This window comes from Parasaccharibacter apium, assembly GCF_002917995.1.
Classification (GTDB): Bacteria; Pseudomonadota; Alphaproteobacteria; order Acetobacterales; family Acetobacteraceae; genus Bombella; species Bombella apis.
This window is the reverse complement of record NZ_LMYH01000016.1, coordinates 142,949-161,864: the sequence shown is the minus strand read 5'-3', so window position 1 is coordinate 161,864 and position 18,916 is coordinate 142,949. Positions and strand designations below refer to the sequence as shown.

The 18,916-nt window shown below is 59.6% G+C and carries 16 protein-coding genes; 12 read left to right on the top strand and 4 right to left on the bottom strand.

The features are described 5' to 3' along the window. Both ASO19_RS08210 and ASO19_RS08205 read left to right on the top strand, forming a co-directional pair. Positions 1–2,259: autotransporter outer membrane beta-barrel domain-containing protein (locus ASO19_RS08210; protein WP_258036103.1), on the top strand; the 2,259-nt coding region annotated here is incomplete at its 5' end. Between the two features lie 241 nt (positions 2,260–2,500). Beyond that, positions 2,501–4,060: a Hint domain-containing protein gene (locus ASO19_RS08205; protein WP_052348938.1), complete on the top strand. Its 1,560-nt coding sequence runs from the start codon at positions 2,501–2,503 to the stop codon at positions 4,058–4,060. 114 nt (positions 4,061–4,174) lie between these two features. Here ASO19_RS08205 and ASO19_RS08200 read toward each other — a convergent pair whose 3' ends face one another. Together ASO19_RS08200 and ASO19_RS08190 are read right to left on the bottom strand one after the other, a co-directional pair. Continuing rightward, positions 4,175–4,537, bottom strand: coding sequence for a hypothetical protein (locus ASO19_RS08200; RefSeq protein WP_043558618.1), 363 nt, complete (start codon positions 4,535–4,537; stop codon positions 4,175–4,177). Positions 4,538–5,206: 669 nt separating this feature from the next. Next, entirely contained in the window at positions 5,207–6,121 is a 915-nt protein-coding gene (locus ASO19_RS08190) for an alpha/beta hydrolase (protein ID WP_052348939.1), read from the bottom strand. 221 nt (positions 6,122–6,342) lie between these two features. On the opposite strand from ASO19_RS08190, the gene phoU reads away from it, so the two are divergent. The 7 genes from phoU (at position 6,343) to ASO19_RS08155 (ending at position 13,176) form a co-directional block, all read left to right on the top strand. Continuing rightward, on the top strand, positions 6,343–7,071 hold the full coding sequence (gene phoU / locus ASO19_RS08185) for a phosphate signaling complex protein PhoU (RefSeq protein WP_227449759.1): 729 nt from the start codon (positions 6,343–6,345) through the stop codon (positions 7,069–7,071). Further along, positions 7,068–7,799 carry a response regulator gene (locus ASO19_RS08180; RefSeq protein ID WP_043558620.1) on the top strand — a complete coding sequence of 244 codons (732 nt, stop codon included), beginning with the start codon at positions 7,068–7,070 and terminating at the stop codon, positions 7,797–7,799. The genes phoU and ASO19_RS08180 overlap by 4 nt, the downstream gene beginning before the upstream one ends. 8 nt (positions 7,800–7,807) lie before the next feature. Next, positions 7,808–9,067: a sensor histidine kinase gene (locus ASO19_RS08175; RefSeq protein ID WP_103765769.1), complete on the top strand. Its 1,260-nt coding sequence runs from the start codon at positions 7,808–7,810 to the stop codon at positions 9,065–9,067. Positions 9,068–9,159: 92 nt separating this feature from the next. Then, complete coding sequence (locus ASO19_RS08170) at positions 9,160–9,981, top strand: alpha/beta fold hydrolase (RefSeq protein WP_103765781.1); 822 nt, start codon at positions 9,160–9,162, stop codon at positions 9,979–9,981. Continuing rightward, positions 9,978–10,835 (top strand): sugar phosphate isomerase/epimerase family protein, encoded by an 858-nt coding sequence (locus tag ASO19_RS08165; RefSeq protein ID WP_103765768.1) that lies wholly within the window; start codon positions 9,978–9,980, stop codon positions 10,833–10,835. Before ASO19_RS08170 ends, ASO19_RS08165 begins: the two co-directional genes overlap by 4 nt. Positions 10,836–11,027: 192 nt before the next feature. After that, positions 11,028–12,404: an L-serine ammonia-lyase gene (locus tag ASO19_RS08160; protein WP_043558632.1), complete on the top strand. Its 1,377-nt coding sequence runs from the start codon at positions 11,028–11,030 to the stop codon at positions 12,402–12,404. A gap of 88 nt (positions 12,405–12,492) precedes the next feature. After that, positions 12,493–13,176: a hypothetical protein gene (locus ASO19_RS08155; RefSeq protein ID WP_146046934.1), complete on the top strand. Its 684-nt coding sequence runs from the start codon at positions 12,493–12,495 to the stop codon at positions 13,174–13,176. Here the strand turns inward: ASO19_RS08155 and alkB are convergent. Together alkB and ASO19_RS08145 are read right to left on the bottom strand one after the other, a co-directional pair. Further along, the gene (gene alkB, locus ASO19_RS08150) at positions 13,145–13,819 is read right to left on the bottom strand and encodes a DNA oxidative demethylase AlkB (protein ID WP_081562478.1); all 675 of its coding nucleotides are present in this window, start codon (positions 13,817–13,819) and stop codon (positions 13,145–13,147) included. The two genes, ASO19_RS08155 and alkB, sit on opposite strands and share 32 nt — an antisense overlap. Before the next feature lie 21 nt (positions 13,820–13,840). After that, positions 13,841–14,137, bottom strand: coding sequence for a putative quinol monooxygenase (locus tag ASO19_RS08145; protein WP_043558639.1), 297 nt, complete (start codon positions 14,135–14,137; stop codon positions 13,841–13,843). 201 nt (positions 14,138–14,338) lie between these two features. On the opposite strand from ASO19_RS08145, the gene ybaK reads away from it, so the two are divergent. The 3 genes from ybaK (at position 14,339) to ASO19_RS08130 (ending at position 18,899) form a co-directional block, all read left to right on the top strand. After that, positions 14,339–14,821, top strand: a complete 483-nt coding sequence (gene ybaK / locus ASO19_RS08140) for a Cys-tRNA(Pro) deacylase (protein WP_043558642.1) — start codon at positions 14,339–14,341, stop codon at positions 14,819–14,821. Between the two features lie 154 nt (positions 14,822–14,975). Further along, a complete protein-coding gene (locus ASO19_RS08135) occupies positions 14,976–15,431 on the top strand; it encodes a hypothetical protein (protein WP_043558645.1) in 456 nt (151 codons plus the stop codon). Between the two features lie 153 nt (positions 15,432–15,584). Beyond that, positions 15,585–18,899 (top strand): efflux RND transporter permease subunit, encoded by a 3,315-nt coding sequence (locus tag ASO19_RS08130; protein WP_103765766.1) that lies wholly within the window; start codon positions 15,585–15,587, stop codon positions 18,897–18,899. The last annotated feature ends 17 nt before the right edge of the window (positions 18,900–18,916 follow it).

The following is an 18,916-nucleotide window of genomic DNA, read 5'->3' as shown; positions in this document are numbered from 1 at the left end:
CTTGTCAACAACGGCCACTCCGCCCTCCAGGATGGTTCAGCCGTCACCGGAACGGTCACGAACAATGATGGATCACTGGTGGCGAACGGAGCCAGACTGGCCAATCTCGTTACCAATGCGGGGACCGTCACCCTGAATGACAGCATCGTCAAGGACGTCAGCAGCAATGGTGGACAGACAGCCCTTGCCGGAACATCCGCAGGGACCGTAACAAACGCTGCCAATGCCACCTTCAGCGCCACGGGCGGGTCCCAAGCCTCCACAACAAACAGCGGCGTCATGACCCTCGCCGGGGGCAACAAAACGGATGGTGCTGTCACCAATACGGGCAACGGGTCCCTGACACTCAATGGAAGCACCATCGGCGGTACCCTCACCCATGATGGCCAGAACCTGACCGTCACCAGCAACAATGCCTCCGCCGGGTCCCTCGCAGGAAACGGCAACGGCACGCTGGATGGCACGCTCACCCTGACAAAGGCCAGTGACACCTACGCCGGGTCTCTTTCCGGCAATGGTGGCCTGACCATCGATGGCGGGACGGAAATCCTGACAGGTGACAGCACCTATTCAGGCCCGACGATGATCCAGAACCAGGCAACTCTGGAAGTGGATGGTCGTAATGGTTCCAGCCCGGTTTCCGTCGGCAATGGCGCAACTCTGCGTGGTACCGGCACCGTCGGCTCAACCCAGGCTGTCTCCGGTGCTACAGTCGCCCCCGGTGCGATCGGCTCTGATGCGCTCTCCACCCTGCATGTCAGTGGTAACCTGACCATGGCCAAGGGCTCTGTCCTGCGGATCCGCGGGACGAGCGATACGACGGGCCGGACCATTGACACGGCAAAAGGCAACGGGTTCCATGAACTCACCTCCGACCGTCTGGCTGTCACGGGCACGGCTTATCTGCAGGGCGGGACTCTGGACCTCCAGCTGAAGAATGCAGGCGCGGGCCTGACATATGGGCAGGCTTACCGTGTCCTGACGGCATCCGGCGGTGTCAACGGCCAGTTTGACGAAAAACTGTCGAGCAATCTGGCACCCCAGTATGCCTATCTGGACCCAGCCTTTGCCTACAGTGCCGATGCTGTTGACATCGTCCTGCGCCGCAATGCCAGCTCGTTCAGCACGGTAGGTGAAACCCGCAACCAGATCACCACCGGCCAGGGGCTGGACCATCTCGCTCCCAGCTCGGCGCTCAGCCAGGCCATGACAGGCCTGACACGGGACCAGGCACGGCGGGCGCTGGACAATCTCTCCGGTGAGCTGCACGCCTCCATCCGTACGGCGCTGATTCAGGACAGCTTCTACATCCGCAATGCGGTGATGGACCGTCTGGCAAACAGCGACTGCGATTATGGCCATAATGGCCAGAGCCTCTATGACCTGAAGACGCATAAAAAGAATGGCGCCTGCTATTCCGACCATGCTGTCCTGTGGGGGCAGGCTTACGGAGCCCTCGGCCATAACAGCGGGGATGGCAATGCTGCCCTCATGCACCACAACACGGCCGGGTTCATCATGGGGGCGGATGCGCCGATCAACCGCAGCAACTGGCGTGTCGGCGGGCTGCTGTCCTATGGTCACTCCCAGTTCAACATCCAGCGGGGGCGCTCCTCCTCCGGCAACAGCAACAACATCACTGTTGGGGCCTATGCCGGGACACACTGGGGCCGCCTGAACCTGCGGCTGGGCGCTGCCTATAGCTGGAATGTCATCAACACCCGTCGGCATGTCGCCGTTGGTGATTATGGCGGGCGCCTCAGCAGTGGCTATCTGGGTGGAACTGCACAGACATTCGCTGAACTGGGCTACAAGATGCGCACCGGGCGCGGCGTCTTCGAGCCGTTCATGAACGTGGCGTATGTGAACATGCAGACCAACAGCTATCATGAGCATGGCAACGAGGCCGCCCTGCGCAGCCGTGGGACGGATACGGGGGTCACCTTCTCAACCTTCGGTTTCCGTGCCGCCACGACGCTGAATATCGGCCGGACGATCTTCATGCCGCACCTCACGGCAGCCTACCGCCATGGCTTCGGTCGCCTGGGGTCCCGCCAGCATGAGGCCTTTGCCACGACAGGCGGGACCAGCGACATGGACGTCGCCGGTGTTCTGCTCTCCAGCAATGCGGCTGTCGTGAATGCTGGCATGACGGCCCGCCTGACTGATCGTATTGATCTGGATCTGTCCTACATTGGCCAGTACGGCAACCAGTCGACCGAAAGCGGTGCAACGGGAACCTTCAAGATGAAGTTCTGATCCCGTATCTCCGGTATCGCAGACAGAAAAGGGCGGACCACCATGGTCCGCCCTTTTTGTTGGGTGTGGCTCCTACCAGCTGCCCCCTGGGGATACGCCTGCCCACAGTACAGAACAGACCGCAACAGACTGGACCTGTGCAGGTAATTATGAAGGACTGTCTTAATCTCTGATAAGGGAACAGCCCCTATCTTCAGACGGTTTCCACGAAAAAACCGGATACCGCCCAAGATAGCTGCTCATGATTGTCGCACAGAACCAGACCATCACGTACACTCCCCAATCCCGTAAAGCTGTCATCAACACCACGCTTTTCATGCCTGACAACCTGTCGTTGCCACAGGAGGATACGTTTTTCGCCTTTCAGGGAGGGTCACTGGTCATCTCACCGGCATCATGGAATGGCACCGTCAGCTCTTCTCTCATGGCTGCCCCCCATTCCCTGACCATAGACCCCGGAACAGGTGGACAGCTTGCTCTTGATTACGGAGGGCTGAGCGGTGCCTCCCTCCAGACCAATCTTTCCCTGGACCTCCATCTGGTCAGCCCACCACCATCCGGCTTCACATTCCAGTTCACATTTTCCGGCCAGACGACATCCAGAACAACAACACGGCAGCGCTACGATGCCTCGGCCAACCAGACCATCATCCAGATGAACGAGGATTACAGCTTCTACAGCACGGTCCATGCAAACATCTTCATTCCCGGCAATCCATATGGCCTCCCGCAGGATGGACGCTGGTCCCCGTTCACACCTCCGGCACCACCACAAACCAGTGCGGATGTTGTCTGCTACCTCGCAGGCACATTGATAGACACCCCCCAGGGCCCCAGACCCATTGAGGAGCTGAGGGCCGGTGATGCCATCCATGTCTTCCGGAATGGTCACAAACACATCGAACATCTCCGCTGGAGTGGCTGGAAATCCGTCACACCCACCTCGTCTGACGACTGGCCAATACGCATCAGACGCCACACATTCGGGGAGAACTGTCCCTTCCGTGACCTCTACATTACCGAAGAGCACTGCCTGCTGCTGAAAGGCAGCTTCATTCCCGCCCGTATGCTCGTCAATGGCAGGACGATCCTGCGGGAAGAACGGGACAGCTACGACATTTACCACATCGAGACCTATGAGCATCGCATCATCAGTGCCAATGGTGTCCTGTCCGAAACATATCTGGACACGGGCAACCGCCACAGTTTCACGACGCCTGAAGCAGCCCTGTCCATTCCCTCCCCAGCGTCCTTCCACTCCCGCCCCAAAGACTGGCAACAGGACGCCGCCGCCCCGCTGAACGTGGATCGGGCCTTTGTCGAGCCCCTGCATGCTGCACTGGCAGAACGGGCAACCCGGCTGGGATTCCCACCGGAAACCGCCAGACCAGCCACCACGGACGACCCGGCCCTGACCCTGCTGGACCCACAGGGGACCGAACTCGCCCTGTATCAGCGCAATGGCGGACACTACCTGTTCTGGCTGAAAAACAGTCCATCCTTTCTCACCATCAAGTCCCGGACAAGCCGGCCGGACAGACAGATTGGCCCTTTCGTGGATGACAGACGAACCCTGGGCGTTCTTGTCGGCGAGATAACGCTCGTTCAGCCTGATGGAACCGACATCCCCCTGACATCACACCTGACAGCCGCCCCGAACACAGGATGGGATGTTACAGAGCCTGTTCCATGCCGCTGGACCACCGGGGCAGCCCATCTGCCACTGCCTGACATGAAACAGCAGAATGGCTGCCTGCTGAAGCTCGAGATACTCAGTGCAGGCCCCTATGCTCTTGCCTGACAACCCACTGAAAACACATAAGGGGATGGCCCATACGGACCATCCCCTCACAGAGAGCCTGCCCTGACTGGACAGAGACCCTACCCACGGCCATCCCTTGCGGGATGACAGGGATCAGATCAGACGTGTGACGAAGTTCACAGCCTGCTGAATGCCCGTCCCTACGAGAGACAGGATCGTACGCAGAGGATGCTGCAGGAAATTGCTAAAAGCAGAGGTAAAGCTCTGGATAGGAGACAGCAGCTGCCCAAGACCACCAAGGCCACCAAGATTGAAACCGGCAGCAGGAGCAGCAGCCCCCTGCGGGTAGCTAACGGCCGGGATCGTATTGGTATTGGCAGCCGGGGCCAGAGCGGCCAGCGGGTTCTGTGCGCCGCCACCAAGACCACCAAGACCACCAACCAGACCACCAATCAGGTTGCCCAGACCAAAACCACCAGAAACGCTGTCCAGCTCGCGGTTGCTGAGAGCTCTCATGTCAAGTCTCCACACACTTTCTATTAAGGAGTTGGAAGCCCCATATGCGTCTTCCGAGGTTATAAATCCATATTCACGAAATACAGTCAACAGGAAAATGATGAATTCTTCCAGTTTAACTTTGTAATAACTTTAAATGCACAATTTATTTTATAATTTTACTTTGTATTTTTTTTAACATTTTGATCATATATTCGTATTTATATACATTTTATTTTAATAATTAAAATTAAAATACAAAAATTTAAAGTTGAGTTATGAAAAATTTTGCTAAAATTCCTTGAAACATCCAATAAACAGACCCACATCACACCCTACAATTAATGAATGGTAATATATATGACTGTTCATACACGCTCATGAAAAAGATGAAGAAACAGCAGACCATTGTCATGCTCTCCTCTTCAACACCCCAAAAGTCTCCACATACAGTCTTCTGAACCATCGGCCCGAAGCGATTCAGTCTCTCCTGACGCCAGCTGGTCAATGTTGCCAACAGCCACCCGAATCCTGCACGGGGGCCACTCCGGACAAAAATCATACGATTCCCGATGAGGCTGCCGGCCCCCATGAAGAAAGCAACGCCATTCCCTCCCCACAGATAACGGCAGCACAAATTCGAAACCCTGCGCAGGAATGTCACCAGCCCCAACGGGACGGTATGGCTGTTCACAGGAACCCCTGCCGTCTCATCCAGAATTCGGCCAGAATGGGCCACTGCCCTGTTGATCCATTCCTGCGCCCCAGACCAAAGCCATGACCCCCAGTTGCAAAACGGTGGTCTTCACAAGGTCGCCCATGCCGCTGATAGGCCTGCAACAGCAACGTCTCCTGCTCAGGTGACACGATCAGATCATCCAGCGCATGAGCCATGAACAAAGGCGGCGCATCATCCCGGACATGAGATGGCAGAGACCAGCGGACAGCCCGTTCCACTGTCGGATTATCCCCCAGACACACCCGACTGGTACGACTCCCGGTAAAAGGGGGCGCAACACTGACAACCGGATAAAGCAGCATCAGCAGGACCGGTGGCGCATCATGGTCCTGCAAAGCCGTCAGACCCAGCAGGTGCCCTCCGGCAGAAAAACCCATGAAACCCACACGCCGCACATTACCACTTCCACCAACCTGCCCGGACCGTAACAGATGCAGGGCCTGTCTGGCATCCGCCAGTGGGGCCTCCATGCCTTCAGCCCATCCCTCGCCTGGCAGACGATACAGAAGAATGGCAACAGTCACACCCAACGAGACCAGCCACCGGGCCGCAGGCAAGGCTTCATGCCCTACGGCAATATGCCCATAACCACCACCTGCTGCGATGATGACAGCCGATCCATTCGGATGGACAGGCCGCATGACATGCAGACCCGGCACATGAATACCGTAAACACGCCCTCCCCGCGCAACACGGGGCTGCTCCATGGTACCAACCTCCGGCCAGAGAGGATAAAAGCCAGACTCATCATGCAGCATGGCCTTCACAGGGCATGTCCCTCGGGCCAGACCACGCCTGCCCCCTCCCGCAGAGACCGCCAGGGAAAGAGCGGAACAGCCTTGCAGAAACTGGCGGCGGGTGCTCATCTATCGGCCTCTTTTCCTTCTGACGACGACACGGAAACCCTACCTGCACCCCCACCGTGCGGAAACATGAAATATTCATGACATCTCCGTAAAAGAGAGCCGAAACCTCTCCTGAACCCGGCAAAAACCCTACTCTTCCGCCGCTTGTGACCCGATTGGCGGTGCTGTTTCCGCTCCCCGTGAATTACGGTAGGTTAGCCCGCCTGAAAGGGGACAGACACATGATGCGCCAGAAGCAGCATATCGTGCAGCGTTATGAAGATGAGCTGCTCCATTTACGGTCCCTGATGGAGCAGATGGGGGGACTGGTAGAGCATCAGCTCTCCCTCATCCTTGCAGGCATTGCCGAGAATGATGGCCGGACAGCCCTTCAGGCAGCACGGCAGGATGATGAAGTGGATGCACTGGAACAAAAGGTGGAAACACTCGCCATCCGTCTGCTGGCCCTGCGCAGCCCCATGGCGGCAGATCTGCGGGAGATCGTCGCCTGCATCCCCATGGCTGGCGCCCTGGAACGCATGGGCGATTATGCCAGCTCCATCGCCCGGCGCCTCAGCCAGATGGAACAGCCCCTTCCCCGCCCCGCCCGCCTCGCCCTGAGCGAAATGGGACGGCTGGTGCTGGAGCATCTCCGCCGCATCATGGATGCCCTGGCCCACAAGGATGACAGTGCCGCCCATGCCATCTGGGCCGCCGACCAGCTCGTGGACAAATACTGTGAAGCCATGACGGCAGATTCCCTGGAACAGATGACCCGTCATCCCCATACCATCCGCCTCCATATCTCCCTGCTTTTCATCATCAGGAATCTGGAACGGATCGGCGACCACACCACCAACATGGCCGAACGTGTGGTCTTCATGGTCACGGGGGCTACGCTGCCTCCGACCCGCCCGCATGGCCATGACAGCCAGCCACTCCCACCCGGACAGGAGTCCCCCAGCCCATGAAACCCCCTGCCAGCCCCCAGAAAGGCTCTGTTCTTGTCGTGGAGGATGAACCCACCCTGCGGGTCCTTCTGGAACACAGCCTGAGGCAGCGGGGCTATCAGGTCAGCACCGTCATGGATGGCGAACAGGCACTGGCCTTCCTCGAAACAGAACGACCGGACGTCGCCCTGCTGGACTGGATGATGCCCGGTCTCTCCGGGCTGGAACTCTGCCGCATCATCCGGCAGAAACCGGGGCTGAAGGACCTGCCCGTCCTCTTCCTCACGGCCCGGACGGACGAGCAGGATGTCATCGCCGGGCTGGACAACGGCGCTGATGACTATCTGACCAAACCATGCAGTACCGACAGGCTGGATGCCCGCCTGCGGGCCCTGCTTCGCCGCACACGCCCCGTACAGGACATCGTGACATTCGGCCCCCTTACGCTGGAACCGGAGAATCATCAGGTCACACGGGCCGGGCGTCCCATCGCCCTGGGGCCAACCGAATACCGCCTGCTGGAACTCTTCATCCACCATCCCCGCAAGGTCTTCTCCCGGGAAACCCTGCTGGAACGTCTGTGGGGCCCCAACGTCCATGTGGAGATACGCACGGTGGACGTTCATATCCGCCGCCTCCGCAAGGCGCTGAATGAAACGGGGGAAGCCGACCTCATCAGGACCGTACGGGCCGCCGGTTATGCGCTGGATGATGGCACCATCAGCCAGCACGGCCCATCCTCCGGCTGATCCGTCGCATGGCCTCTCCGCTCCTGCCAGAGATCATCACGGCAATCTGTGCCTGCCTTGCCCTGACGGGCTGGGCCATGGTCTGGCACCTGTCCCGGCGCCCCCACGGCACCACCCGCCCCGACAGCCCCAGACCATCTGCCCCACCCCCGGGCAGCGTTCTGCCCTTCCATGAGGCCACCCTGCTGGTAGATACCATCCCGGGCATGGCCCTCATTCTCGGCTCCGTCGGACAGATCATGGCCTGCAACGAGGCGGCACGGACCCATTATGGCAACAGCCTCGGGGCGCTCCTTCGCCACCCCACGGCACACAGCACCCTGCATAGCGCCCTTCATGCTCCCCCAATGGATGATGGCCTTCCTGCACCCTGTTCAACCACCATCAGGCTGGATGTTCCCGTAAAATGCTCCGTCCATCTCGCCATGCGCAGACTGCCCGGTGCAGCAGGACGGAACAGCCTTGTCCTCGTCCTGCTGCATGACCGCAGTCTCATTCAGGCTGTAGACCGCATGAGAGCCGACTTCGTGGCCCACGCCAGCCACGAGCTCCGCACACCTCTGGCCTCCCTCACTGGCTTCATCGACCTGATGAAAGAGGGAGGCGACCAGACCGATCAGACATCACACACCCTGTATCTGGAGATCATGAGCCAGCAGGCAACACGGATGCAGCGGCTGATCGACCGGCTGCTCTATCTGTCCCAGCTTGAGATGAAAGGCCACCACCACCCCCGGGAAGAGCTGGAGGCAGAAGAACTGTTCGCCCTTGTGCTGGGCGAAGTCACCCCACGTTTCCAGCACGACAGCCGCAGGCTGACCGTGACGCAGGAAGACAGCCTGACCCTGCTGGCCAACCGGGATGAAATGGTGCAGGTTCTCCTCAACCTCATCGAAAATGCCATCCGGTACGGCACAATGCCGGAACGGACCCTGCACGTCCGCCTTCACGCCAGACGGGCCACCCCAGCCGAAGGACCGACCTCCTCCCTGCCGGGACTCCTGATCACGGTGGAAGATAACGGCCCTGGCATTGCCGCCCACCATCTCCCCCGCCTTACAGAACGCTTCTACCGCATCACGCCGCCATCCGACTCCAGCCATGCGGAGGCCGGACAGGGTACGGGGCTGGGGCTGGCCATCGTCCGACAGATTCTGGAGAGACATGGTGGGCAACTGCACTTCACCAGCACGGTTGGGCAGGGAACAACCTGCCACGTCTGGCTCCCGGCCGCCCCACTCCCACAGGACCAGGCAGCAGGAAAATGACAGCCCCCCTTGCAGACGGACGCTGGCCAGCCCCAAGTTGGAAGACAAGGCAGCAACCGCCTGCACAGGCCCATGAAACAGGGAGACCCTGCGTGCCCTACATCACCACCAGCGACCATGTGAAACTGCATTACGAGGATCACGGCCAGGGACGCCCCCTGGTCATGATCCATGGCTGGACTTTTTCCAGCCGCTTCTTCCACCGCAATGTCGGGTCATTCGCAAAACAGTATCGTGTCATCACGCTGGACCTGCGAGGGCATGGAGAATCCGGAAAACCGGACCACGGCTACCGTATCGCCCGTCTGGCAGCAGACCTCCGGGACCTGCTGGAAGCACTGGAAATTGAAGACGCCACCGTGCTGGGCTGGTCCATCGGCTCCCCCATCATATGGTCCTATCTGGAGCTGTTCGGCCGACACCGGCTCCGCAGCGCCATCTTCGTGCAGCAGACACCAAAGCAGTTCTTCGCCCCGGACTGGAAGCTGGGCCACGCCACCTGCTACGACGAGGCCGGGCTGACCTTCCTCCAGCAGCAGCTGGTTTTCAACCGGTCCGCTTTCGACAGGCAGAACCTCTCGGACTGCCTCAGCACCAGTCTTCCCGAAGACGAAAAGGCCATGCTTCTGGAAGAAATGGCCAAATGTCCCAGCCAGGCAGCCTCTCTCATGATGGCCGATCACACGACCCAGGACTGGCGAGACGTCCTGCCCCATCTTGACCTGCCCTGCCTGATGATGATTGCCGGCAAAGACAAGGTTCTTCCGGCTGCGGGGCCCCGCTGGGTCGCCGAGCACATGCCGCACTGTCAGGCCGTGGAGTTTGAAAACAGCTCCCACATGGTCTTTCTCGATGAGACGGAAAAATTCAATCAGACGGTTCTCACCTTCATGAAAGAAGGAGCAGCAGCATGAGTGGTTTCCCCTTCGCCTTCGGAATGAACGAATTCACAACCCAGCCATGGCCCTTTGAGGAAGACATCCAGCGCTATGCCGCCTTGGGCGTGGAGACAGTTGAGCTGTGTGAAAGCAAGCTGGATCCGCAGCGGGTGGACGAACAGATGGCGCTGCTGAAAACAAGCGGCCTGAAGGTCAGCTCCTTCCAGCCTGCCATCCGTACCTTTGGGGCCAGCAAAATGATGCCCTACCCCCAGGAGCCTGAGCGCCGCCTTGCCCGGCTGGAAGAAAGCATGCGCCGTTACGCTCCCTACACCCAAGGGGTGCCGTTTGTCGTCAATACCGGGGCCCCTGAGAATGGCGATGTTCTAGGGTGCATCACCCGCACGATCGATGCCCTGCGCCGCCTCTGCCCTCTGGCAGCGGAACTGGGCATCACCCTCTCACTGGAGCCACTGAACCCGACCTCCATCAATTACGAGACGGCCATCTGGACCATCGATCAGGCTCTGGACATCATCAAGACCGTGGACCATCCCGCTCTGGGGCTGTGTCTGGATTACTGGAACATCTGGCAGCAACCAGAAGCCTGTGCCGCCATCCGCCGTGCAGGGGCACTCATCAATGTCGTACAGATAAGCGACTGGCGCACGCCACGTTCCGCCGCAGACAGGCGCATACCCGGCAAAGGATGCATCCCCCTCCATGAGCTTCTCCACGCCACATGGGATGCCGGATTCCGGGGCGCCTGTGCCGTGGAGATTTTCTCTTCCGACGTGCCGGACAGCCTCTATGAGGGCGACCTCTCTGCCCTGATCACCCAGTGCCGGGCCGCACTGGAGCATATCTGGACCCATCCCGGCGCCGGATGAGCCTGCCATAAAGGCCATGGGAAGACCCTCCTGCCGTGGCCCTGTGTGCATGGCAGGCACTCCGGACAGTTTCCTTCATAACAGCGTCTGATATTTGTTTCATAATCAGAATAATTTATTTTTTAAGGCTTATCTCCGGCACAATTCTATCCCATAAAGATGGAGTGTCTTACGCAATGAGGGTCCGTTTCCATGCTCAGCCTGTTTGACCTGTTCAAGATCGGGATCGGTCCCTCGTCGTCCCATACGGTCGGCCCCATGCGGGCGGCACAACGCTTTGCCGATGTCCTGGCGGACCTGCCTGACGGCCCGCTGGAAAAAAGTCCGGCCCGCATTGTCGTCACCCTTTATGGCTCCCTGGCCCTGACAGCCGAAGGACACGGCACCATAAAGGCCGTCCTGCTTGGCCTTGCTGGCGAAACACCGGAACATGTCGACCCCGACGCAGCAAAAAAGCTGGTCCAGCACATTGAAAGCACGCATCTGCTGAACCTCAATGGCACGAGCTTTTCCTTTGATTATCAGACCGACATCTGCCTGGACACGGCCACCATCCCGCCCATCCATCCCAACACCATGCAGTTTGAAGCCTTCGGGCGGGATGGCACGCTGATAACCCGCCAGCGTTTCTGCTCCGTTGGCGGGGGATTCATTACACCAGAGGAACAGGCACGGACGATGTCCTACTCCCTGCCGGATGTCCCCTTCCCTTTCCGCAGTGGTGCAGACCTCCTCGCCCACACAAAACGACAGAACACCGATATTGCCAGCATCATGATGGCCAACGAGACCGCCACCCGCCCTCTCTGGGACGTGGAACGCGGCATGGACAGGATTGCCGACACGATGCTGGCCTGTATTGAAGCCGGGCTGCACAATACAGACACCCTGCCCGGTCCCCTGAAAGTCCAACGACGGGCGGCCAAACTGTATGCACGCCTCCAGGCCAAGACCAATGCTGCCCCATCCCCCCATGGCGTGATGAACTGGATCAGCCTCTTCGCCATTGCCGTCAACGAGGAAAATGCTGCTGGTGGACGGGTCGTGACCGCCCCCACGAATGGCGCTGCGGGCGTCATCCCGGCTGTCATGCGCTATTATCGGGACTTCTGCCCCGAATATACGACCAACGGGCTACGGACCTTCCTCCTGACAGCAGCAGCCATTGGCGGGCTGTTCAAGCTCAATGCCTCCATTTCCGGAGCGGAAGTAGGCTGCCAGGGCGAGGTCGGCGTGGCGTCATCCATGGCAGCAGCAGGGCTGACGGCCGCCCTGGGTGGTACGCCGGAACAGTGCGAACATGCTGCGGAAATCGCCATGGAACACCATCTGGGCATGACATGCGACCCGGTGGCCGGGCTTGTGCAGATCCCCTGCATCGAGAGAAACGCCTTTGGAGCCGTCAAGGCCATCAATGCTTCATCTCTGGCCATGAGTGATGACAGCGGGGCGCATTATGTCTCGCTGGACCATGTCATCAAGACCATGGCCGAAACCGGACGTGACATGAACCACCGTTACAAGGAAACCGCCCTGGGCGGTCTGGCTGTCAACGTCCCGGCCTGCTGATGGTTGCTGGAACCGCTTGCCTGAACACACCACAGCTCATACGATATCGTGAGTCCTTTTTCTCCCCGTGCTGCGGTATCCTTGCCTCATGACACTCCATCACATGCCCGCTCTTCTGCTTGCCGCCTCCATGATGGCGGTCGTGTCCACCGCCCGGGCAGAGCCGGGTGACCCTCTCCCTGTGGACAAGCGCCCTGCAGCACCGGCTCTTCTCATTCCCACCCTTCCCTGCCAGACGCTGGCCAGTACACCTCTCACCTATGCCTCCACAGGCAGTGACGACTCGCTGCATGTCCGTGTGCAGTGCAGCATGGAAAAAGGGCAGGACGATCTCTGGCGGGCCAAGGCGTGCCGATACGACTCCAGATGGAACGGATTTTACATGCCCCGCCATCATGGCGTCCGCCCCTACCGGGAGGCCGTAGCTGCCTACATGGGCCATGCCTGTTTCTCCGACAGCCAGCTGACGCCCTATTTCTCGGATGAGCAGACCGACCAGCCTGATGCCGTGTCCAGTGAAGACGCCTGGTCATCCCGTCTCATCGTTCCATGGCGGGGGACCCAGCCTGCCCATGGCATCAGCCGGGCACAGGATGAAACAGTCGGGAATGTCTTCCTGCACAACCGGGCCGTCACGGTAAAGCTGAGCTTTACACACGTGCCCCCCGTAACGGCAGAAGAAAACAACATGGACAAGGCCGCCCATTCTCCCCGGCGGTTCCAGCCTGCAACAAGTCTCATCAATCTGGATGATGTAGCCCCGTCCCGCTGAAGGGGCGGTCCACCACCCGGAAGGTAAGGTTGTACCGACAGTCCAGCCCGGCGACGGCTGGTGCGGCCCGTATCGGTGCCACACCGTGAAAATGACATCGGCTTGGGCCACCCCAGACCACCACATCCCCATGATGCAGCGGCACTTTGCGGCAGGGGGAACCCCGCAGGGCACCACCCCACAGGAACAGGGCTGAAAGCCCCAGCGAGACCGAAACGACGGGGGCCTGCATGGTGCGTTCGTCACGATCCTGATGCAGCCCCATTCCCGCTCCGACGGCATACCGATTGACAAGCCCGCATTGTGGGACAAACCCCTCGTAACCTGCCGCCCGTGCAGCACGCCCTGCCATATCTGCAAAAAGGGCAGGCATGGCCGGCCAGGGCTGGCCCGTCAGCGGGTCGGTCTGCATGTAACGGTAGCCCTGCCCGTCACTCACCCAACCATATGGACCACAGGCCGTCATGCCCGCTGCCATCACCCCTCCACCAGCCGTCCTGTAATGACGGAAAGGAGCCTTCTGGCTGATGGATTCCACAGCCTGAAGCAGCACCTGCGCCTCCGCACGGGCAAAGCCACCCAGCAGAACCGCCCCGGGCGACAGGACAAGCTGCTCCCGGGTCTCCGGGAAAAGATCATCCATCAAGGGCCAGTCACTCCCCTCTCATTGCCGATGAAAGAACCGTATCTGCCTCGTGACAATCTTCAGATCCTGCAACGCTCTGGAAAAAACGGCAAAATGCGGAGCAGCCTCATGCGCCCGGAAGGCAGCCCGGCTCTCATACACCTCATGCAGCACAACAAGCATGGGATCATCCTCACTGCACTGAATGGTAAATTCCAGACAGCCTGGCTCATCAGCCCTGGAACGGGCCGCATCATGACGGCAGACCTCAAGGAATGCCTCCAGAGTATCTTCTCTGGCCTCGAATTCTGCCAGAACGACAAGTGGTCCGCACATGGAACGTCTCCTGCATGACGGATGGATGAAGACCGACCCACCCTTCTGGCAGAATGGCCCGCAACCGGACCAGACGCAACCATCCCGGCCGTGAGGCCAAAGCAGGGCAGGGCTGTATCATGACGGCTTGCCAGACGAAGAGTCGCAAGGTTTTCTGACTGGAGCCTCATCCACCCCTGCATATCCAACAGGAGACACCCCATGACAGACAGGCAGGATACCGCCGCCACCCGGTTTCTCGACAGTGCCGCCATTTCATACAGGACATGCCGCTACGACTATGCCCCACAGAAAGGCCATATCGGCGAGCAGGCCGCCAGCGCCATTGGGGCAGAGCCTTCCGCCGTCTTCAAAACCCTTGCCGTCAAGATCGACAGGAAGCAGCCCGCTTTTGCAGTCATCCCGGTGGACAGACGGGTCAACTTCAAGGCACTGGCAGCGGCTCTGGGTGGCCGGAATGCCAAGATGATGCAGCCCGATGAGGCCCATGACCGCACGGGATTCGTCTCGGGTGGAACAACGCCTTTCGGCTCCCGTGAAACCCTGCCCACCGTCATCGACCGCAGCGCACAGAAACACAGGACAATCTGGATCAATGCCGGGGACCGGGGATTTCTGGCCTGCCTGACACCCCAGGATGTGCAGATGGTGACGCAGGGGATTTTTGCCAGCATTGCCGAATGACCGGTCTTCACCCCCCACAGACATGACCATTTCATGACAGTGATTTCACTAACATTTTATCACCCTGCTCCTGTATCTTCCCATGCGGACAGCCCCACATGAGAGAGGCTGGACAGGCAGGCAGCCTGACAGAACTGGTACAAGGAAACGCAAGATGATCCATGTCTCCGGACTACTGATGAAGCGGGCAGCCGCAGGCCTTGCTCTGGCAGCTCTGGCCTGCGGTCTGGCCATCACGCCAGCCGAGGCACACCATCACCACAGTTTCGGCCACAGCTTCGCCCGGGGGCTTGGCTTCGGCGTAGGGTCCGGTGTGGGGTACAACGTGGTTGACCGTGTCTTCAACGGCTATGGCGGAGGCGGCTATTACGATGGTGGCTACGCCATGCCCTACATGGCCCCGAGCTATGCCCCGCCGCCACCGCCACCACAGAGCACGAATGTCATTGTCATCCAGCAGCCTGCGGCTCCTCCGCCTGTACCCGGCTACCCCTACCCCGTGCCCGGCTACACCCATTTTCAGCCCGGTCAGGGATATGTCGCCCAGACGACCACATACGTACAGGGCTATGGCTATGTTCCAGCACAGCCCCAGCCCGTGACACCCTGAGCAGGCCAGACGAAAGGGGAGGATTTTAACCTTTTCTTCCCAAACTGGTATTACTTGAATAACCAGTAAAAACTGGTTGATTTGAGTGGGATAATATCTCTATGGAGGCACAGGTTCTGCAATAACACGATAAGAAAGAGTTAATAGTCAGGGATGGTCTTCTGTCGTCTTTTCATTGACCGCCCCGTGGCGACAACACTTCTGGCACTCGCCATCTTTCTGTCCGGCATGATTGCCCTGCCTTTCCTGCCCATTTCCACCATGCCGGACATGACGGCGACCTCCATCATGGTGATCGCCAACCAGCCGGGGTCGGACCCGCAGCAGATGGCCACCTCCGTCTCCACTCCACTGGAGCGGCGGCTGGCGACCATTGCAGACATCCAGACGCTGGAATCCGTCACGACCAGAGGGCAGACGTCCATCTTTCTGGATTTTTCCTCATCCCGCAACATCAATGGCGCCCTGCGGGATGTGCAGGCAGCCCTCCATGCCGCCCGAAGCGACCTGCCCACCAGCACGCTGGAAGCAGACCCGCAGGCCTTCAAGCTGGATGGCGACAAACCGATCTATCTGCTCCATCTGACATCAGACCAGCTCCCCAGGGCACAGCTTTATGACCTCGCCACCATAAGGGTCCGCCCCATACTGGCACAGATAGCCGGTGTGGGGCGTGTCGAGCTGTTCGGGGCCTCCAACCCGGCTGTCCGGGTCGAACTGAACCCCTATCCTCTCTACCGCTGGGGGCTGAACCCCGAGGATGTCCGGGCGGCGCTGGCCTCGGCCAATGCCTTCACGCCAAAGGGCTTCATCACGTCGGGCAACCAGCGCATCCAGCTCCAGACGAATGACCAGGCTACCGAGGCCGCCCATTACAGGGACCTCATCGTGGCCTACCGCAACGGGAAAAATCCCATCTACCTCAAAGACATCGCCACCGTACGGGATGACGTGCAGGACGTGTACCAGAACAGTACACTGAACGGGAAAACAGCCATCACAATCGCTGTCATCCCCCAGCCACACGCCAATGCGGTGGAGATTGTCAACGACATCGTCAGGCGTCTTCCCCGGCTCCAGCAGGCCCTGCCTGCCAGTGCGGAACTCCGCACCGGCCTGGACCTGTCCCTGACCATCCGGGCCTCGCTGGCGGATGCCAAACAGACACTGGTCATTTCCATCTTTCTGGTCGTGCTGGTCATTGCCCTCTTCTTCCGCCACATGGCCAGCACGCTCATCCCGGCCATCACCATCCCTGTCGCTCTCTCGGGGACGCTGACAGCCATGGCGTGGTTCAATTTCTCGCTGAACATCCTTTCCCTCATGGCTCTGACCATTGCAGTCGGGTTTGTCATTGATGATGCCATTGTCGTGCTGGAGAACATCGCCCGCCACATGGAAAACGGGATGAACCGCTATCAGGCCAGCATCGTCGGCACCTCCGAGATCGCCTTCACCATCATCTCCATCAGCCTGTCCCTCATCGCCGTTTTCATCCCGCTGCTCTGCATCCCCGGTACGCTTGGTTCGGCCCTTCATGAATTTGCGCTGACAATGGCTGCGACCATTGCCATCTCCATGGTCTTGTCCCTGACCCTGACGCCCATGCTCTGCGCCCATTTCCTGACGATAGAACCAGCAGGCAGAACGCCGGCCATTCCCGAAAGGCCCCGCTATTCTCCCCTGGCAGACCCTGTCTCCTGGCTTCTCTATGGTGCCATGAGGACTGTCCGCGCCGTGGAAACGGGACTTTACCACCTGACGTCGCTCTATGACCGTTCAATGCACTGGAGCCTCCGCCACCCCATCATCATCGGGCTGACCCTGCCGGGAAGCTTCCTGCTCATGGTCGGCATCATCATTCTCATGCCCAAGACGGCCATACCCTCCATGGACCTTGCCATTCTTCAGGGCAGCATCAATGGCGAACCAAGCCTCTCCTTCAAGGCCCTGACACGCCGGATGCATCAGGTGGAAAGCATCATCCAGAAAGACCCGGCCGTGCAGACCGTCGTGACCTTCAACCGCACGAGCCATACGGGGCGCATCTTCGTCACGCTCAAGGACAAGAGCGTGCGTGACAGCATCCCCGTCATCCTGGCCCGGCTACGCAAGGCCATTCCCCAGCAGGCCGGGGCGGAGGCCTTTTTCTGGGCTCTGAACAATGGCCGCCAGGGAGGGGGCGACAGCAACACCACGGGCAATTACCGTTATGTTCTCCAGAGCGACAGCAACGGCCCCCTTTACGCCACCATACCTCCCCTGCTGGCCCAGCTGCGGGCCAGCGGGAAGTTCCGCAACCTCTCCACCGATGCAGAGGATCTGAGCTTTTTTGCCAATGTCCTCATCCACCGTGACCTGGAAGCCCGCTACAACATCACGCCCCAGCTCGTGCAGAATGCGCTCTTCGATGCCTACGGGCAGAGCATCGTCTCCACCATCCACCTTCCCCTGACCAATCACCGGGTGGTCATGGTGGTGGCGGAACCGTTCCGGGAATATTCCAACACACTGCACCATCTCTGGCTGTCCACCTCGGCTGGTACGGCAGCAGGGGGCCTTGCCTCCAACCTCATCCGGGTCAGGACCAAAGGCACGCTCAGTACCCAGGCCTCCCTCTCCCGGGATTCCGTCACCAACTCCCTGGCCAACAAGCTCTCGGGCAACAGCTCGAACGGGGCCGCCGTCTCCTCATCCCAGGAAACGATGATCCCGCTGGACAATGTTGCCAGCATTGTCAAAACGCCCATGCCGCTCAGCATCACCCACCATAATGGCTATTATGCCACGACACTCTCCTTCGATCTGGCCGAAGGCACCAGCTATGATGATGCCATCTCGCTGATACACAGGGCACTGGTGAACCTTCATGCTTCGGACAGCATTCATGGGGAGTTCACGGGGACAACCGGAGAGACGACGGACCTCATGCTCAATGCCCTGCTGGCCTTCCTGGCAGCCATCACCATCATGTACATTGCCCTCGGCGTTCTCTACGAAAGTCTCCTCCACCCCATCACCATCCTTTCCACCCTGCCGTCCGCTGGCGTGGGGGGCGTGCTGGGGCTATGGGCCTCCGGTGAGCAGTTCAGCCTTGTGGCCATCATCGGCGTCATCCTGCTGACGGGCCTCGTGAAGAAGAATGCCATCCTAGTGATCGACTTTGCCCTGCACATCCACCACCATCATCCAGACATGACAGCCGAGGAGACCATCCGCCATGCCTCTGTCACCCGCTTCCGCCCCATCCTTATGACAACACTGGCCGCAGCCCTCGGCGGTATCCCGCTGCTGATGAGCCAGGGGTATGGCTGCGAACTGCGCCGCCCTCTGGGCGTGGCCATTCTGGGCGGCATGGCCATCAGCCAGCTGCTCACCTTCTACACCACACCAGCTGTCTATCTGCTGATGGAAAAGCTGAAACACCACAGTCTGTCCCTGATGAGGCGGGTCCGGGCCGCCCTGTAAGCCTGCCCCTTATGAAC

Excerpts from the sequence above, each read along its gene's own strand:
- ASO19_RS08205 (WP_052348938.1), top strand. The coding sequence starts at position 2,501 with ATGATTGTCGCACAGAACCAGACCATCACGTACACTCCCCAATCCCGT.
- ASO19_RS08200 (WP_043558618.1), bottom strand. The coding sequence starts at position 4,537 with ATGAGAGCTCTCAGCAACCGCGAGCTGGACAGCGTTTCTGGTGGTTTT.
- ASO19_RS08190 (WP_052348939.1), bottom strand. The coding sequence starts at position 6,121 with ATGAGCACCCGCCGCCAGTTTCTGCAAGGCTGTTCCGCTCTTTCCCTG.
- phoU (WP_227449759.1), top strand. The coding sequence starts at position 6,343 with ATGATGCGCCAGAAGCAGCATATCGTGCAGCGTTATGAAGATGAGCTG.
- ASO19_RS08180 (WP_043558620.1), top strand. The coding sequence starts at position 7,068 with ATGAAACCCCCTGCCAGCCCCCAGAAAGGCTCTGTTCTTGTCGTGGAG.
- ASO19_RS08175 (WP_103765769.1), top strand. The coding sequence starts at position 7,808 with ATGGCCTCTCCGCTCCTGCCAGAGATCATCACGGCAATCTGTGCCTGC.
- ASO19_RS08165 (WP_103765768.1), top strand. The coding sequence starts at position 9,978 with ATGAGTGGTTTCCCCTTCGCCTTCGGAATGAACGAATTCACAACCCAG.
- ASO19_RS08160 (WP_043558632.1), top strand. The coding sequence starts at position 11,028 with ATGCTCAGCCTGTTTGACCTGTTCAAGATCGGGATCGGTCCCTCGTCG.
- ASO19_RS08155 (WP_146046934.1), top strand. The coding sequence starts at position 12,493 with ATGACACTCCATCACATGCCCGCTCTTCTGCTTGCCGCCTCCATGATG.
- alkB (WP_081562478.1), bottom strand. The coding sequence starts at position 13,819 with ATGGATGATCTTTTCCCGGAGACCCGGGAGCAGCTTGTCCTGTCGCCC.
- ASO19_RS08145 (WP_043558639.1), bottom strand. The coding sequence starts at position 14,137 with ATGTGCGGACCACTTGTCGTTCTGGCAGAATTCGAGGCCAGAGAAGAT.
- ybaK (WP_043558642.1), top strand. The coding sequence starts at position 14,339 with ATGACAGACAGGCAGGATACCGCCGCCACCCGGTTTCTCGACAGTGCC.
- ASO19_RS08135 (WP_043558645.1), top strand. The coding sequence starts at position 14,976 with ATGATCCATGTCTCCGGACTACTGATGAAGCGGGCAGCCGCAGGCCTT.
- ASO19_RS08130 (WP_103765766.1), top strand. The coding sequence starts at position 15,585 with ATGGTCTTCTGTCGTCTTTTCATTGACCGCCCCGTGGCGACAACACTT.